The following is a 16,690-nucleotide window of genomic DNA, read 5'->3' as shown; positions in this document are numbered from 1 at the left end:
GTTTTTTTCTTGCCCCTCAGACAACTCCCGAAGACGCTTTGCGCCGCATCTAGAACAGGTAACGGCGGGGTTTTGGGGAACTTTAGGGTGGCTTTGACTTTTTTTTTCAAAAAACTTCAAAAAACTTCGCGCCCGCCCGCGGTTTGCTACACTTCGCCATCCCCACACTAGTTGAAGCCTAAAGCAATGACTGCACAGACCAACCGCAACGACTGCCTGGCCCGCGACGCGCAAGACCCGCTCGCCCCCCTGCGCGACCAGTTCGATCTGCCCACCGGCGTGATCTACCTGGACGGCAACTCCCTGGGCGCCCGCCCCAAAGCGGCGCTGGCGCGCGCCCAGGACGTCATTGCCCGCGAATGGGGCAAGGACCTGATCAAGAGCTGGAACACGGCCGGCTGGTTCGACCTGCCCAAGCGCCTGGGCAACCGCCTGGCGCCGCTGATCGGCGCCGCCGAGGACGAAGTGGTGGTTACCGACACCACCTCGCTGAACCTGTTCAAGGCGCTGGCCGCCGCCGTGCACCTGCAGGCGCAAACGCCGGCGCGCGCCACGCGCCGCGTGATCGTAACCGAGCGCAGCAACTTCCCGACCGATATCTATATGGCGCAGGGCCTGTCGAGCTGGCTGGAGCGCGGCTACACCGTCAAGCTGGTCGACAGCGTGGACGAGCTGCCTGCCGCCGTGGACGGCGACACCGCCGTGCTGATGCTCACCCACGTCAACTACCGCACCGGCTACCAGCACGACATGGCCGCCGTCACCGCCCTGGCCCAGGCGCGCGGCGCGCTGGTGGTGTGGGACCTGGCGCACTCGGCCGGCGCAGTGCCGGTCGCCCTGAACGCGGCCCACGCCGATTTCGCGGTCGGCTGCACCTATAAGTACCTGAATGGCGGCCCCGGCGCGCCGGCCTTCATCTGGGTGCCGAAAAAGCACCAGGACGCGTTTACCCAGCCGCTGTCGGGCTGGTGGGGCCACGCCGCCCCGTTCGCCATGGCGCCCGACTTCGAGCCGGTCACCGGCATCGGCCGCGCGCTGTGCGGCACCCAGCCCATCGTGTCGCTGTCCATGGTGGAAAGCGGGCTGGAAGTGTTCGAACAGACCAGCATGGCCGCCATCCGCAGCAAGTCGCTGGCGCTGACCGACCTGTTCATCGAGCTGGTGGAGGCGCGCTGCGGCGGCCACCCGCTGGGCCTGGTCACGCCGCGCGGGCACGCGCAGCGCGGCAGCCAGGTCAGCTTCACGCACCCGCACGGCTACGCCGTCATGAGCGCCCTGATCGCGCGCGGCGTGATCGGCGACTACCGCGAACCGGAAATCATGCGCTTCGGCTTCACGCCGCTGTACACCAGCTACGCCGACGTGTGGGATGCGGTCGAAATCCTGAAACAGATCCTGGACAATGAAGACTACGACGTCGCCGCCGAGCGCGGCGCCGTGACCTGAGAAAGCATGCCATGAGCGACAACAACACTATCCCCAGCGGCTGCCCGATGCACGCGGCCGCGGCCGGCCCGGCCGGCGACACCGGCAACGCCCAGTGGCACGGCGCGCAGATGGATTTCAGCAAATCCATGAGCTACGGCGACTACCTGGGCCTGGACCGCATCCTGACCGCCCAGCACCCGCTCTCGCCCGAGCACAATGAGATGTTGTTCATCGTGCAGCACCAGACCAGCGAATTGTGGATGAAGCTGATGCTGCACGAAATGCACGCCGTGTGCGCCAAGCTGCAGGCCGGCGAGCTATCGCCGGCGTTCAAGATGCTGGCCCGCGTGGCCCGCATCATGGACCAGCTGGTGCACGCCTGGGACGTGCTGGCCACCATGACGCCGCCCGAATACACAGCCATCCGGCCGTACCTGGGCGCCTCCTCCGGCTTCCAGTCCTTCCAGTACCGCGAAATCGAGTTCATCCTGGGCAACAAGAACGCCGCCCTGCTCAGCGTGCACACGACCACGCCAGAGAACCACGCCATCCTGGACCAGGCGCTGCGCTCGCCGTCGGTGTACGACCACGCCATCCAGCTGCTGGCGCGCAGCGGCCTGCACATCGCCCCCGAGCGCCTGGCGCGCGACCCCAGCCTGCCCACCGAAGCCGACGAATCGGTCAAGGAAGCCTGGCTGGCGGTCTACCGCGACCCGGCCAAATACTGGGCGCTGTACGAACTGGCGGAAAAGCTGGTGGACCTGGAGACCGCGTTCCGCTTCTGGCGCTTCCGCCACGTCACCACGGTCGAGCGCATCATCGGCTTCAAGACCGGCACCGGCGGCACCGCCGGCGTCAGCTACCTGCGCAAGATGCTGGACGTGGTGCTGTTCCCGGAACTGTTCTCGCTGCGCACCGCGCTGTGAGCCCGGCCCCGGAACGGCCGGCGAATCTCCTGTAAGATTGGCAGTTTGACCAACCGCCTATCGGAGCACACATGGATTCCGCAGTCCTCACCCTGGCCGGCCTCTGGAACTCGGGGCCGCAACACTGGCAGACGCACTGGGAAGCCAGGCACGGCTGGCAGCGCGTGCCGCACCGCGACTATGCGACGCCGGACCGGGATGAGTGGGTGGCGGAACTGGACGCGGCCATCGCGCTGTGCGAGCGGCCGCCGGTGCTGGCCGCGCACAGCCTGTCCTGCTCGCTGGTCACGCGCTGGGCCGCTTCCGGCTCGCCGCACAAGATCGCGGGGGCATTGCTGGTCGCGCCCAGCGATACCGACGCGCCCTCCTACCCCGGCTGCACCACCGGCTTCCAGCCCATGCAGCTGGCGCGCCTGCCTTTCCCCAGCGTCGTCGTCTCCAGCAGCGACGACGTGTATGTCAGCGACGCGCGCGCGCGCCAGTTCGCCGAGGCCTGGGGCAGCCGCTTCGTCTCCATCGGCCCGGCCGGCCATATCAATGGCGACGCCGGCTACGGCCCATGGCCGGAAGGCGAAGCCCTGGTGCTGGAACTGTGCGCCCGGGCGCAACCATAGTCCGCACGCTGAGCAGTGACGCAAAGCATTGGAATATTGCAATCTTTGCATTATTTCGATTGCGGCCTATAGTGAAGAAGTTGGGTTTCCTGCCCTACTCTCGACGAAAGGTTGCGCCATGAAGACACCAATAAGGACACCAATAAAGATCGGTTTGGCATTTTGCGCCCTGATGCTGGCGGCAACGGCCGCCAGCGCCGCGCCAGTCACATATACGGGCACGCTGAGCGGCGCGTCCGAATCCCCGCCGGTGCCTTCGCCTGCCACCGGCTCCACCATCGTCGTGTTCGACATGGACGCCCACATGCTGACCGTGAACATGACCTTCAGCGGCCTGCTCGGTACCACCACCGCCGCCCACATCCACTGCTGCACCGCCGTGCCGAACACCGGCAATGCCGGCGTGGCAAGCGAGACGCCGACCTTCAACGGCTTCCCGCTGGGCGTAAGCAGCGGCTCGTATTCGATGAGCTACGACACCACGCTGGCGTCGAGCTGGAGCCCGACCTTCCTGGCCAATAACGGCGGCACCACGGCCGGCGCCGAGGCGGCCCTGGGCGCGGGACTGGCCAGCGGCTCGGCCTATCTCAATATCCACACCAATTTGTACTCGGCGGGTGAAATCCGCGCCAACCTGGCGCCGATACCGGAACCGGGAACGTGGGCCATGCTGCTGCTGGGAATTCCGGCCGTGCTGGGGCTGCGCCGCCGGCAGCAATAAAAAAGGCCGGCGCCCTTGCGGGTCGCCGGCCTTGGCGTCAGCCGGGGCTGCGCGGCTTACTTGGCCGCGCCGCTCAGCAGCATTTCGTTCAGGCGCTTGACGAAGCTGGCCGGGTCGGCCAGCGAGCCGCCTTCGGCCAGTAGCGCCTGGTCGAACAGGATGTGCGCCCAGTCCGCGAACTGCGCGCTGTCCGCGTTTTCATACTTCAGGCGCGTCACCAGCGGGTGGTTCGGGTTGATCTCGAGGATGGGCTTCGATTCAGGCGCGGCCTGGCCCGCCGCTTTCAGCATGCGCAGCAGGTTGCCGGACAGCTCGTGCTCGTCCGCCACCAGGCAGGCCGGCGAGTCGGTCAGGCGGAAAGTCACGCGCACTTCCTTGGCTTTGTCGGCCAGCGCGGTCTTCATCTTCTCGGTCAGCTCCTTGTACGAGGTTTCCGTTTCCTCGTGCTCCTTCTTCTCGGCTTCGTCTTCCAGCGAGCCCAGGTCCAGGCCGCCCTTGGCCACCGACACCAGTTCCTTGCCTTCAAACTCGGTCAGGAAGGACAGCATCCACTCGTCCACGCGGTCAGTCATCAGGATCACTTCCACGCCCTTCTTGCGGAAGATCTCCAGGTGCGGACTGTTTTTCGCGGCCTTGTAGTTATCGGCCGTGACGTAGTAGATCTTGTCCTGGCCTTCCTTCATGCGCGCCACGTAGTCGGCCAGCGACACGGTCTGCTGTTCGCTGTCGGCGTTGGTGGTGGCAAAGCGCAGCAGCTTGGCCAGCCGGTCCTTGTTGGCGGCGTCTTCGCCCACACCTTCTTTCAGCACCTGGCCGAATTCGGTCCAGAAGGTGGCGTACTTGTCTTTCTTTTCCTGCTCGTCGGCGTTGGCCAATTCCTCCAGCATGCCGATCACGCGCTTGGTGGAACCGTCGCGGATGACTTTCACGTCGCGCGATTCCTGCAGGATTTCACGCGACACGTTCAACGGCAGGTCGGCCGAGTCGATCACGCCCTTGACGAAGCGCAGGTAGGTCGGCATCAGCTGCTCGGCGTCGTCCATGATGAACACGCGCTTGACGTACAGCTTGATGCCGCCGCGCTTGTTGCGGTCCCACAGGTCGAACGGGGCCTTGGCCGGGATGTACAGCAGCTGCGTGTATTCGCTGCGGCCTTCCACCCGGTTGTGGGTGTGGGTCAGCGGCGCGGCGAAGTCGTGCGACACGTGCTTGTAGAACTCGTCGTACTGTTCCGGGGTGATGTCGGACTTGGAACGGGCCCACAGCGCGCTGGCCTGGTTCACGGTTTCCAGTTCGTCCTTGAGCACGGTTTCCTTCTTCTCGTCGTCCCATTCTTCCTTGGCCATCACGATGGGCAGGGAGATGTGGTCGGAGTACTTGCGGATGATGGACTTGATCTTCCACGACGACAGCAGCTCGTCCTCGCCTTCGCGCAGGTGCAGGATGATGTCGGTGCCGCGCGCCGGCTTGTCGATCTGCTCGACCGAGTAGTCACCCTCGCCTGCCGATTCCCAGCGCACGCCTTCGGACGCGTCCAGGCCCGCGCGGCGGGTTTCCACGGTGATCTTGTCGGCCACGATGAAGCCGGAGTAGAAGCCCACGCCGAACTGGCCGATCAGCGCCGCGTCGGCCTGCTGGTCGCCGGACAGTTTGCCGAAAAATTCCTTGGTGCCGGACTTGGCGATGGTGCCCAGGTGCGAAATCGCGTCCTCGCGGCTCATGCCGATGCCGTTGTCCGAAATGGTGATGGTGCGCGCCGCTTTATCGAAGCTGACCTTGATTTTCAGTTCATGATCGTTGCCGTACAGGGCGTCGTTGTTGATCGCCTCGAAGCGCAGCTTGTCGGACGCGTCGGACGCGTTCGAGATCAGTTCGCGCAGGAAGATTTCCTTGTTCGAATACAGGGAATGAATCATCAACTGCAGCAGTTGCTTGACTTCAGCTTGAAAACCCAGTGTTTGCTTTTCGTGGTCAGCCATTTTTACCTCAATAGTCTACATGTTATGGGGGTGTTGCTTTACTCCCCGCCAGATGAGGATGCAGACACTGATTTCAAGGGCTTTGCAGCAACTTTTACGCTGCCGGGGCGGGCGCCGCAGCCCGGCGCGCCCGACGGCGCCATCGGGCGGCTGCACCCAGCACCGCCAGGCCGCCCAGCAGCATGCCATAACTGGCCGGCTCGGGCACCGGCGACAGCAGCGCGCCGACGCACTCGCCGTAGCCGTTGCAGGCTTGCCCGACGATCTGCCCCAGGTCGTTGATGCCGACCGCGCTGGCGATATGCCATGCGCCGGGCGCGATCAGCGTGTCGAGATCAGTCATCACGCCGTTGGCATACAGGAAGCCGCCACTTTTGCCGCGCCCCACCACCTGGCCGGCGTTGTTGATATCGAAAGCCTCGCTGTCGGCGCCACCGGGATCCAGATCGACCATGACGCCATCGGCGTAGAGGAAGGCGTGCACGCCCTCGCCCGCCAGGCGGCTCACGCCCACCACGGCGCCGCTGTCGTTGACGCCGGTGGCCCAGCTCTCGGCGCCGCCCAGCGTGCCCAGGTCGATCATCCCGGCGCCGTCGTGCAGGAAAGCGCGCCGGATACCGTCGCCGGCGCGTTCGCGCGAGTGCCCGGCCACTGCGCCGTCCGCGTTGATGGCGGCGGCGCTGCTGTAGCGGTGACCGGCCAGCGTGCCCAGGTCGGCCATCGCGCCGTCGCGGTAGACGTAGGCGTGGCTGTCGAAGCTGCCCTCGCCGTAAGGCCCGCTGCCATCGGGGCGGTAAATGGCGTCCGCCGAGCCCACCGCGTGCCCCTTCCCGTTCAGCGCCGCCACGCTGACCGAGCCCTGCGGCTGCATCGGCGGCAGCATGACGGCGCCGGCGCCGCCCACCACATAGCCGGCGGTGATGATATCGCCGGCGGTCCCGCCGATGGCGCCGGCGTCGTTGATGGACGAGGCGAACATCAGCGTATCGAGCCAGGTGCGGCTGCCGCCCTTGTCGATGAAACCGGTGGAAGCATGCGTCTCCTCCCGCCATTCATTGCCGAGGACCACCCCTTGGTTGTTGATGCCCGTTAGCACCAGCCCGTTGGGGTAGCCGACCGGCGCGATGGTGCGCAGGGCATACAGCGGCGCCGCCTGCGCCAGCGCGCCCGATAGCGCCAGCAGGGCGGGCGCCAGAATGTGGATAATTCGCATGATCCCGATCTCCGAAAGGTTGATTTAAAAACCATTTTAAGGACGGGATGGCCGAATTTTGTTAATTTTTACTCTATATTTTTAATTTCACAAAAATGTGATTTAGCGCATATAGACTGCATGGCAATTAACGTATGCTGGCAGCGCGGCGCCACGTCCCTACGCCTGCAGCTCCCGCTCCAGGAAGCGCCACACAGCAGGGTCCTGCATGGCGGCCAGGTTCAGGCGCATGCGGGTGGACGGCAACTGGCTGGGCGAGAACAGGCTGCCCGGCGCCAGCAGCAGGTTTTCCGCCATGGCGTGCGCGGTCAGCACGTTGGTGTCGCGGCCCGCGTCGGCCCATACGAACATGCCGGCCGGCGCCACCACGTCCACTTTCAGGCCCACGCGCTCCATCTGCCGCAAGGTGCGCCCGCGCAGCGCATCCAGGCGCGCGCGGATACGGTCGACATGCTTGCGGTACAGCCCTTCGGACAGGATTTTGTACACCACCCGCTCGCCGATCTCGCCGGTGGTGAGGGTGGACAGCATCTTGCGGTCCGACAGGCGCTGCGCCCACTCCGGCTTGGTGGCGATAAAGCCCACGCGCAGGTTGGCGGCCATGGTCTTGGAAAAGCCGCCCAGGTAGATCACGCGGTTCAGCTGGTCCAGCGCGGCCAGGCGGGTGGCCGGCTGCACCGCGCTGCCGGGATGCAGGTCGCAATAGATGTCGTCCTCCACCACGGTGAAGCCGTGCTCCTCGGCCAGGCGCAGCACCTGGAAGGCCTTGGCTGCCGACAGCGAGGTGGAACTGGGGTTGTGCAGCACCGAGTTGATCACATACAGGCGCGGCTTGTGCAGCGCGGCCAACTGCGCCAGCTGGGCGATGTCGGGGCCGTCGGCCAGGCGCGGAATGCCCACCACCTTGGCGCCCAGCGCGGCGAAGGAGCCGAACATCAGGAACCAGGCCGGATCATCGACGAAGATGGTGTCGCCGGGCAGCGTGAACTCGCGCGCCACCAGGTCCAGCGCCTGGGTCACGCCGGCCGTGGTGACGATCTGCTCCGCGGCCGCGGAAATTTCCAGCTCGCCCAGCTTGTGCTGGAGCTGCTGGCGCAGCGGCAGAAAGCCTTGCGGCACGCCGTAGTTGACCAGCTGCGTGGGATTCTGGCGGCTGATCGCGCGCAGCGCATTGGCAATGCTGGCGCCGTCCAGCCATTCGGACGGCAGCACGCCGGCGCCCGGCATCTGCTGGTGCGGCACCTGGCGGAACATATTGCGCACCAGCCAGACCACGTCCAGCTGGCCGCCGTCGCCGTCCGCGGGCGAAGACAGGGTGGCCAGCGACACGCCCGCCGGCGATGAGCGTTCCCCTGCGTTCATTGGCGAGCGCTCGCGCACGAAGAAGCCCGCGCCGCGCCGCGACTCCAGGTAGCCGCGCGCCACCAGCTTGTCATAGCCGGCCACCACGGTAAACGGCGACACCCCGTGCGCCGTGGCAAACGCGCGGATGGACGGCATGCGCGCGCCGCTGCGCAGCAGCTTGTCGTCGATACGCGCCGCCACCGAGCGCACGATCTGGTCGATCAGCGATTCGCCCGATTCCCGCGACAGCAGCGCCATGAGGGGGATGGGTTTTACACGCGCCGGCCGCGCAGCTTTCTGTGCAGCCTCCTGTGCAGGTTCTTCGCGCAGCTTTGTATTGGTCATATCGCCATCACAGTATGTGAAATTATATGTAAAAGTGTATCGGCACTGTACTGGTGTTATCACATAGGATACACCCATCACCCCATGAAATGAAAGCGAACCATGTCCTTGCCCAGCCTCGCCGAACTCGATGCGGCCGCTGCCACCGTGTACGAGGCCATGCCCGCCACGCCGCAGTTTTCCTGGCCCCTGCTGAACGCCGCGCTGGGCACGCAGGCATGGATCAAGCACGAGAACCACACGCCCACCGGCGCCTTCAAGGTGCGCGGCGGCCTGGTCTACATGCAAGCGCTGACCGAGCGCGAACCGGCCCTGGATGGCGTGATCCTGGCCACGCGCGGCAACCATGGGCAGTCGCTGGCCTACGCGGCAGCGCGGCACGGCCTGAGCGCCACCATCGTGGTACCGCACGGGAACAGCGTGGAAAAGAACGCCGCCATGCGGGGGCTGGGCGCGCAGCTGATCGAGCATGGCGAGGACTTCCAGGCCGCGCGCGAACATGCGCAAATGCTGGCGGCGCGCGACTGCCTGCACATGGTGCCCTCCTTCCACCCGGACCTGGTGAGCGGCGTGGCGACGGCCTGGGTGGAGCTGCTGCGCGCGCAGCCGGATCTGGAGACGCTGCTGGTGCCGATCGGCCAGGGCTCGGGCATCTGCGGCGCCATCGCCGCGCGCCAGGCGCTGGGCCTGGCGCGCAGCTTGCGCATCATCGGCGTGGTGTCCAAGCACGCGCCGGCCTACCAGCTCTCGTTCCGCGCCAAGGCCAGCGTGTCGGCCGACGTGAGCACCGTCCTGGCCGACGGCATTGCCTGCCGCGTGCCGGACGCGCGGTCGCTGGACATGATATTCGAATTCGTGGACGACGTGGTCAGCGTGACCGACGACGACGTCGCCAGCGCCATGCGCCTGTTTTACCGCGCCACGCACAACCTGGCCGAGGGCGCGGGCGCGGCCGGGCTGGCGGCGGCCATGCGCCTGAAGGACGATGCGCGCGTGCGCGGCCGCAAGATCGGCCTGCAGCTGAGCGGCGCCAACGTGGACGCCGACCTGTTCCGCCGCGTGCTGGTGGGGGATTAAGATGGCCGATACCACGCACAGCGTTGCCGCGCCGCCGCCCGCAGCCGGGGCCATGCGGCCCGGCCTGGCAGGCGCCTTGTCCGCCGAGACCCGCGGCATGCTGCTCGGCCTGGCGGGCGTGGCCATCTTCAGCCTCACGCTGCCCTTTACCCGCATGGCGGTGGGCGCCTTCGAACCCACCTTCGTGGCGCTGGGCCGCGCGCTGGTGGCGGCGCTGCTGGCCGGCCTGTGGCTGCTGTGGAAGCGCGCCCCGCTGCCGTCCCGCGCCGCGCTGCCGCAGCTGGCCATGGTGTCGCTCGGCTGCGTGATCGGTTTCCCGTGGCTGACATCGATCGCCATGCGCACCCTGCCAGCCTCGCACGGCGCCGTGCTGGTGGGCGTGCTGCCGCTGGCCACCGCCATGTTCTCCGCCCTGCGCGGCCATGAAAAACCGTCGCTCGGCTTCTGGCTGATGGCCCTGCTCGGCTCCTCCCTGGTGGCTGGCTTCGCGCTGTTCCAGAGCGGGGGCAGCCTGCACCTGGCCGACCTGGCCGTGTTCGGCGCGGTGCTGCTGGCCGCGCTGGGCTACGCCGAAGGCGGCCAGCTGTCCAAGACACTGGGCGGCCAGCAAGTCATCAGCTGGGCGCTGCTGCTCTCGGTGCCGGTGGTGCTGCCGGTGGTGCTATGGCAGTCCTGGGGCGAATGGGACGCCATGCTGCACGCAGGCATACGCGCCTGGACCGGTTTCGCCTATGTGTCCGTGTTCTCCATGTTCATCGGATTTTTCTTCTGGTACCGCGGCATGGCGCTGGGCGGGGTGGCGCGCGTGGGCCAGGTGCAGCTGGTGCAGCCCTTCCTGTCCATCCTCGGCGCGGCGCTGGTTTTGGGCGAAACTATTGAATTCAGCAATATTCTGTTCGCTTTGGCCGTTATTTCCGTAGTTGCTATGGGCCGCAAAATGCAGATCCGCAGCTAGAAAGACGTACAATATCGGTCTCGCGGCCCGATAACAGCAAGCCGCCACCACTTTTGCCACTTTTCTGGAATACCAAAATGTCCGTCTACGAAAAACTCAAATCGCTCGATATCACCCTGGCTCCACCGGCAGCTCCTGTCGCGGCCTATGTCATGTACGTGCAAACCGGCAACCTGGTATTCATCTCCGGCCACATCGCCAAAAAAGCCGACGGCAACCCCTGGGTAGGCCAGCTGGGCAAGGACATCTCCACCGAAGAAGGCCAGCAGGCGGCGCGCGCCATCGCCATCGACCTGATCGGCACGCTGCAGGCAGCCTGCGGCGGCGACCTGACCCGCGTCAAGCGCATCGTCAAGCTGATGAGCCTGGTGAACTCCACGCCCGACTATACCGAACAGCACCTGGTCACCAACGGCGCCTCCGAGCTGCTGGGCGAAGTGTTCGGCGACGCCGGCAAGCATGCGCGCTCCGCCTTCGGCGTGGCGCAGATTCCGCGCGGCTCGTGCGTTGAAATTGAACTGATCGCCGAGATCGCCTAATTTACAAGATACAGGCGGCGCCCACCCGGCGCCGCTCTTTCAAGGCCGCCACAAGCGCGCTTGTTCATCGGCCGGACGCTGTCCGCCGACTTCCTCTGAGAGCAACCGTATGAAAATCGAAAACCCCAATCCATTCCAGTGGCAGTTCTCCGAACGCGCCAGCCAGATGCAAAGTTCCTTCATCCGCGAGATCCTGAAGGTAACCCAGCAGCCTGAGATCATCTCGTTTGCCGGCGGCCTGCCGTCGCCTGCCACCTTCCCGGTGGAACGCATGCAGGCGGCCTTCGACAAGGTGCTGCGCGAACAAGGGAAAGTGGCCCTGCAATACGGCCCGACCGACGGTTACCTGCCGCTGCGCCAATGGATTGCCGATTCGCTGTCCAAGAACGGCGCCAAGATCGTGCCGGAACAAGTGCTGATGACCTCCGGTTCCCAGCAAGCGCTGGACCTGCTGGGCAAAGTGCTGATCGACGAAGGCAGCAAAGTGCTGGTGGAGACGCCTTCCTACCTGGGCGCCCTGCAAGCGTTCTCGGTATACCGCCCGAACTTCGTGTCGGTCGACACCGACGAGCACGGCCTGGTGCCGTCCTCGCTGAACAACGTGGCCGCCGGCGCGCGCCTGCTGTACGCGCTGCCAAACTTCCAGAACCCGACCGGCCGCAGCCTGTCCGTCGAGCGCCGTCTGGAACTGGTGGAAACCTGCGCCCGCCTCGGCGTGCCACTGGTGGAAGACGACCCGTACGGCGCCCTGAGCTACAAGGGCGACCCGGCGCCGAAGATGGTGGCCATGAACCCGGACGGCGTGATCTACATGGGCTCCTTCTCCAAGGTGCTCACTCCCGGCATCCGCCTGGGTTACGTGGTCGCTCCGCTGGCGCTGGTGCGCCGACTGGAACTGGCCAAGCAAGCCGCCGACCTGCACACCTCGCAGCTGACCCAGATGGTGGTGCACGAAGTGATCAAGGACGGCTTCCTGGACCAGCACATCCCGACCATCCGCACCCTGTACGGCGACCAATGCCAGTGCATGCTGGACGCCATGGCCGAACACTTCCCGGCCAGCGCCACCTGGACCAAGCCCGAAGGCGGCATGTTTATCTGGGTCAACCTGCCGAAGCACATCAACGCGATGGAACTGCTGGACGAAGCCATCAAGCAAAAGGTCGCCTTCGTGCCGGGTTCGCCGTTCTACGCCAATGAACCGGAAACCAACACGCTGCGCCTGTCCTTCGTAACCGTGCCGCCGGAACGCATCCGCGCCGGCGTGGCCATCCTGGGCAAACTGATCGCCGACCGCCTGTAAGCTGTCCCCTCTGTCCGCAGCACCGCGTGGGCGCATTCGCCGCCCACGCTCCCTCCCCAGCCGCCCTTCACCATCCTGTTGCCCAACAACAACATGGACTGCCTTGCGCATCGCCGAAGTTACCGGAAGTTACTGTGTTTCGTGGCAGCAATAGCAACATTACGGAAAATAGCGGACGTTCGTCCCTTTTTCGCCCGCAACGACTCTTATTTTTTTACAATTTGAATTGGCAAAGCGGTATGATTTAGACAGATAGTTACCCCTTACCCAGGCGACGAGTAATGACCACAGGCGGTTCCAGTTATTCCCCGCGACACGACCCAGCGATCCTGATTGTCGACGACGCACCGGCCAACCTGAGCGTATTGCGCAAGATGATGGTCGAGCAGGGTTACCAGACGTTTGTCGCCACTTCGGGAGAGCGCGCGGTGCAGATCGCCAAGCGCGTGCACCCCGACCTGATCCTGCTGGACGTGGTCATGCCCGGCATCGACGGACTGGAAACCTGCCGCCAGCTGAAAGCCAATCCGCTCACGGCGCGCATCCCCATCATCTTCATGAGCGCCAAGAACGAGGCGGAAGACGTGGTGGCCGGCTTCGACACTGGCGGCGTGGACTACATCGGCAAGCCGCTGCGCATGGCCGAAGTGTGCGCCCGCGTGCGCACCCAGCTGAAAATCCGCATGAACAGCGAGACCCAGCAAGAGCAGGCTGAGCGGCTGCGCACCATCGTCAACTCGATGGCCGAAGGGCTGCTCATCATCGAGCCGGACGGCCGCATCCAGTTCACCAACCCGGCCTGCGACAAATACCTGGGCTATGCGCCGGGCGAACTGGCCACCAAGACCGTGTTCGACCTGCTCAACCCGCTGGTGGCGCAAGAATACCTGGACTACTTCGGGCGCTACGCCGCCAACCCGGAAACGGCGCACAGCCACGGCACGCGCGAAGTGATCATCCGCCACAAATTCGGCACCTCGGTGTGCATGGATCTGACCTTGACGCCGATGTTCATGCGCCAGCCGCTGTTCATCGGCCTGCTGCACGACATCACGCACCACAAGATGTCCGAAGACGCGCTGCAGCGCGCCGCCATGGTGGACCCGCTGACCAAGATCGCCAACCGGCGCCACTTCGACACCTTCCTGGAAAAGGAATGGCAGCGCGCCATGCGCAGCGGCTCGCCGCTGTCGCTGGTGGTGCTGGACGTGGACCACTTCAAGCTCTACAACGACAGCCTGGGCCACGCGGCCGGCGACGTCTGCCTGCAGCAGGTGGCGCAAGCCATCAACGCGCACGCCCTGCGCGCCACCGACCTGGCGGCGCGCTACGGCGGCGAGGAATTCGTGCTGCTGTTCGCCGAGACCGACGCCAACTCCGCGCTGGCGCTGGCCGAATCGATCCGCTGCCACGTGGAAGCGCTGCAACTGCCGCACCCGCGCTCGATCACCTCGCCGTGGATTACGCTGAGCGTGGGCGTGGCCACCATCCACCCGCACCAGATGGAAAACACCGAAGCCCTGTTCGTCGCCGCCGACCGCGCCATGTACGCGGCCAAGGAAGGCGGCCGCAACCAGGTCCAGTCCAGCACAGCCAGCCCCTCCGCCAGCGACGCCCTCAAGAACCTCGCCGCCAGCTAGCCCCGCAGCGAACAGTAGCTTACCGGGCGGCGGACGACGCCGGTACGTGCACAGCCGCCGGCTCCTCGGCCGTGAAGCGCCGCATTGCGAACGCGAACAGCAGGCCGCCGGCGTACATCAGCACGCCGTACACGGCGCCCGGGATGGCCATGGCGTCCTGCTTGAGCATGGTGCTGGCGATGACCAGCGCCAGCGTGGCGTTCTGCACCGCCGTCTCGATGCCAAGCGTGACCGACTGCCGGCGCGACAGGCGCGCCAGCCAGGCGGCCCCGAAACCGCAGCCCAGCATCAGCAGGTTCAGGCACACCGCGAACGGCGCCAGCGTGGCGAAGTTGTCGCGCAGGAGCACCCAGTTCTTGGCCACCGCCGCCAGCACGATGATCACGAACAGCAGCGTCGCCGCCTTGGCCGCCTTGGGCTCGAAGCCGATGGCCCAGGCCGTGTGCTTGTGGCGCACGAACATGCCGACCGATACCGGCAGGCCGAGCATGAGGAAGATCTGCCCCATCATCTGCCCCACCGGCGCCGACACGGCCTGCCCGCTGCCGGTGAAATGGTCCAGCGCGAAACTGACCACCAGCGGCAAGGTGAAGATGGTGAGCACGCTGGCCACGGCCGTGAAGCTGAGCGCCAGCGCCACGTCGCCGCGCGCGATGTAGGTCAACAGGTTGGACGTGCTGCCGGTCGGGCAGGCGGCCAGGATCATGAAGCCGATGGCGAACGCGCCGGTCAGCCCCGCCAGCTTGATCATGCCGAAGCACACCAGCGGCAGCAGCACAAAGTGGCACAGCACGCCCACCAGCAGCGCGCGCGGCTGCTTGACGATGCGCGAAAAATCGCCCGGCGTGAGCCCGAGTCCGAGCGAGAACATGATGAACGCCAGCGACGCCGGCAGCAGTACTGTGGATACGATTTCGCCTTGCATGGCCTGGTCTCCTGCGGCTGCTTTTCGCGGCGCGCTGTCTTTATTATTGGAATGCGCAGCGTATCAGGTGCGGTAGCCCGCGTCGAGCTTGTCGAGCTTGCGTATCAGCGCCGGCCAGGCGAAGGCGCCGCCCATGCCGCTGGTCTGCACGCGCATGGCTTCGGCCACGCCTTGCACGATCTGCGGATGCACCTGGACCAGCTCGCCGCCCGCCTGCGCGGCCAGCTGGATCTGGCAAGCCGACTCGAAGATGTACATGGCCAGGAAGGTATCCGCGATGGTGGCGCCGCAGGTGAGCAGGCCGTGGTTGCGCAGCATGAGGAAGTTGGCGCGGCCCAGGTCGTCCTGCAGGCGCGGCTTTTCCTCGTCGCGGAAGGCCACGCCTTCGTAGTCGTGATAGGCCAGCGATGCCAGCACAAAGGTCGATTGCTGCGAGATCGGCAGCACGCCGCACTTCTGCGCGCTGACGGCCACGCCGGCGCGGGTGTGGGTGTGGATCACGCACTGCGCGTCCTCGCGCGCGGCGTGCACCGCGCTGTGGATGACGAAACCGGCCGGGTTCACCGGGAAGGGCGACTCGATCAGCTTGTTGCAGTTCTGGTCGACCTTCACCAGCGAGGAAGCGGTGATCTCGTCGAACATCAAACCGTAGGGGTTGATGAGGAAGTGGTGCTCGGGGCCGGGGATGCGGGCGCTGATATGGGTGAAGATCAGGTCGCTCCAGCCATGCATGGCGACCAGCCGGTAGCAGGCGGCGAGGTCCACGCGCAGTTGCCATTCTTCCGGGCTGACGAGGTGTTGTACGGATGGGATGTTCATGGGTGTCTCCTGTGTTGTTTGCGCTAGTATCGCGACGCGCTGGACTGGAGACTGTCAATTTCTTTACAATCAGTGCATGCCTTCCGCCATCCTCGACGCGAATCCCTGGTTCGCCACCCTCCCCGCCGACCTGCGCGAGGCCATGCTGCGCGGCGCCGAGCCGGTGCGGCTGCGGCGCAGCGAGATGCTGTTCCGCCAGGGCGATCCGCCCGGCGGCCTGTACGCGGTGCTGCGCGGCTCGCTGAAAGTGTCCACCCTGCGCGAGGACGGGCGCGAAGCCATCCTCGGCGTGATCGAGCCGGGCACGTGGTTCGGCGAGATCTCGCTGATCGACAGCCTGCCGCGCACGCACGACGCCACCTCGATCGGCGCGTCCGAGCTGCTGGTGCTGCCGCATGAGGCCTTCCAGGCGCTGATGGAGCGGCCGGCGTTCGCGCGCGCGGTGGCGTCCCTGCTGGCCACGCGGCTGCGCATGATGTACAGCATGATGGAGGACGTGACCTTGCGCAGCACCCGCGCGCGTGTGGTGCGCCGCCTGCTGCTGCTGGCGCGCGGCGACGCGGCCATGGCCAACTCGGTGCGCCCGCGGGTGCCGGTGTCGCAGGAAGCGCTGGCCATGATGCTGGGGATTTCGCGTCAGACCTTGTCGAAAGAGCTGAAGCTGCTGGTGGAACTGGGGGCGATCCATATCGGCTACCGCAGCATCGAACTGGTGTCCGAAGAGCGCCTGCGCAGCGCTGGCTAAGCGGGCTCGACTTTGTTAACAGATTCTGTGGATAAGCATGTTAAGAAGCCCGGCCACCATGCAGCAAGCGTCTGATTTTAAAGGAAAAACTTGCCCTGCTTAAAAATCGCGCAATGT

Annotated in this window: 15 protein-coding genes; 10 read left to right on the top strand and 5 right to left on the bottom strand. The window is 65.7% G+C overall.

Annotation, left to right across the window (positions count from 1 at the left end; all coding sequences use genetic code 11):
- Positions 1-186 precede the first annotated feature (186 nt).
- The 4 genes from kynU (at position 187) to AC6H42_RS15890 (ending at position 3,689) form a co-directional block, all read left to right on the top strand.
- The gene (kynU, locus tag AC6H42_RS15905) at positions 187-1,446 is read left to right on the top strand and encodes a kynureninase (RefSeq protein ID WP_057157942.1); all 1,260 of its coding nucleotides are present in this window, start codon (positions 187-189) and stop codon (positions 1,444-1,446) included.
- Between the two features lie 11 nt (positions 1,447-1,457).
- On the top strand, positions 1,458-2,354 hold the full coding sequence (gene kynA / locus AC6H42_RS15900; RefSeq protein ID WP_057157941.1) for a tryptophan 2,3-dioxygenase: 897 nt from the start codon (positions 1,458-1,460) through the stop codon (positions 2,352-2,354).
- A 71-nt stretch (positions 2,355-2,425) separates the two neighbouring features.
- On the top strand, positions 2,426-2,968 hold the full coding sequence (locus AC6H42_RS15895) for an RBBP9/YdeN family alpha/beta hydrolase (protein ID WP_057157940.1): 543 nt from the start codon (positions 2,426-2,428) through the stop codon (positions 2,966-2,968).
- A gap of 154 nt (positions 2,969-3,122) precedes the next feature.
- On the top strand, positions 3,123-3,689 hold the full coding sequence (locus AC6H42_RS15890; protein ID WP_229418339.1) for a CHRD domain-containing protein: 567 nt from the start codon (positions 3,123-3,125) through the stop codon (positions 3,687-3,689).
- A 56-nt stretch (positions 3,690-3,745) separates the two neighbouring features.
- Here the strand turns inward: AC6H42_RS15890 and htpG are convergent, their stop codons facing one another.
- The 3 genes from htpG to AC6H42_RS15875 all read right to left on the bottom strand — a co-directional run bounded on the left by htpG (position 3,746) and on the right by AC6H42_RS15875 (position 8,570).
- Positions 3,746-5,668 carry a molecular chaperone HtpG gene (gene htpG / locus AC6H42_RS15885; RefSeq protein ID WP_057157938.1) on the bottom strand — a complete coding sequence of 641 codons (1,923 nt, stop codon included), beginning with the start codon at positions 5,666-5,668 and terminating at the stop codon, positions 3,746-3,748.
- Positions 5,669-5,762: 94 nt separating this feature from the next.
- Complete coding sequence (locus AC6H42_RS15880) at positions 5,763-6,881, bottom strand: PEP-CTERM sorting domain-containing protein (protein WP_497548460.1); 1,119 nt, start codon at positions 6,879-6,881, stop codon at positions 5,763-5,765.
- 159 nt (positions 6,882-7,040) lie between these two features.
- On the bottom strand, positions 7,041-8,570 hold the full coding sequence (locus AC6H42_RS15875) for an aminotransferase-like domain-containing protein (RefSeq protein WP_057157936.1): 1,530 nt from the start codon (positions 8,568-8,570) through the stop codon (positions 7,041-7,043).
- 102 nt (positions 8,571-8,672) lie between these two features.
- Here AC6H42_RS15875 and AC6H42_RS15870 point away from each other — a divergent pair, with 102 nt between their 5' ends.
- The 5 genes from AC6H42_RS15870 to AC6H42_RS15850 all read left to right on the top strand — a co-directional run bounded on the left by AC6H42_RS15870 (position 8,673) and on the right by AC6H42_RS15850 (position 14,084).
- Positions 8,673-9,647 (top strand): threonine dehydratase, encoded by a 975-nt coding sequence (locus tag AC6H42_RS15870; protein ID WP_497548459.1) that lies wholly within the window; start codon positions 8,673-8,675, stop codon positions 9,645-9,647.
- A gap of 52 nt (positions 9,648-9,699) precedes the next feature.
- Positions 9,700-10,602 carry a DMT family transporter gene (locus tag AC6H42_RS15865; protein ID WP_497548474.1) on the top strand — a complete coding sequence of 301 codons (903 nt, stop codon included), beginning with the start codon at positions 9,700-9,702 and terminating at the stop codon, positions 10,600-10,602.
- A gap of 77 nt (positions 10,603-10,679) precedes the next feature.
- Positions 10,680-11,141 carry a RidA family protein gene (locus tag AC6H42_RS15860; protein WP_057157934.1) on the top strand — a complete coding sequence of 154 codons (462 nt, stop codon included), beginning with the start codon at positions 10,680-10,682 and terminating at the stop codon, positions 11,139-11,141.
- Between the two features lie 109 nt (positions 11,142-11,250).
- A complete protein-coding gene (locus tag AC6H42_RS15855) occupies positions 11,251-12,444 on the top strand; it encodes an aminotransferase-like domain-containing protein (protein WP_057157933.1) in 1,194 nt (397 codons plus the stop codon).
- Positions 12,445-12,725: 281 nt separating this feature from the next.
- On the top strand, positions 12,726-14,084 hold the full coding sequence (locus AC6H42_RS15850; protein WP_497548458.1) for a diguanylate cyclase: 1,359 nt from the start codon (positions 12,726-12,728) through the stop codon (positions 14,082-14,084).
- 19 nt (positions 14,085-14,103) lie between these two features.
- On the opposite strand, the gene AC6H42_RS15845 is transcribed toward AC6H42_RS15850, so the two are convergent.
- Positions 14,104-15,009, bottom strand: coding sequence for a bile acid:sodium symporter family protein (locus tag AC6H42_RS15845; protein WP_497548457.1), 906 nt, complete (start codon positions 15,007-15,009; stop codon positions 14,104-14,106).
- Between the two features lie 63 nt (positions 15,010-15,072).
- Complete coding sequence (locus tag AC6H42_RS15840; RefSeq protein WP_497548456.1) at positions 15,073-15,828, bottom strand: class II aldolase/adducin family protein; 756 nt, start codon at positions 15,826-15,828, stop codon at positions 15,073-15,075.
- A 76-nt stretch (positions 15,829-15,904) separates the two neighbouring features.
- On the opposite strand from AC6H42_RS15840, the gene AC6H42_RS15835 reads away from it, so the two are divergent.
- A complete protein-coding gene (locus AC6H42_RS15835) occupies positions 15,905-16,573 on the top strand; it encodes a Crp/Fnr family transcriptional regulator (RefSeq protein WP_497548455.1) in 669 nt (222 codons plus the stop codon).
- Positions 16,574-16,690 lie beyond the last annotated feature (117 nt).

The organism is Massilia sp. NBRC 108631, assembly GCF_059704565.1.
The sequence above is the reverse complement of the archived record's forward strand: the minus strand, read 5'-3'. Positions and strand labels throughout refer to the sequence as shown.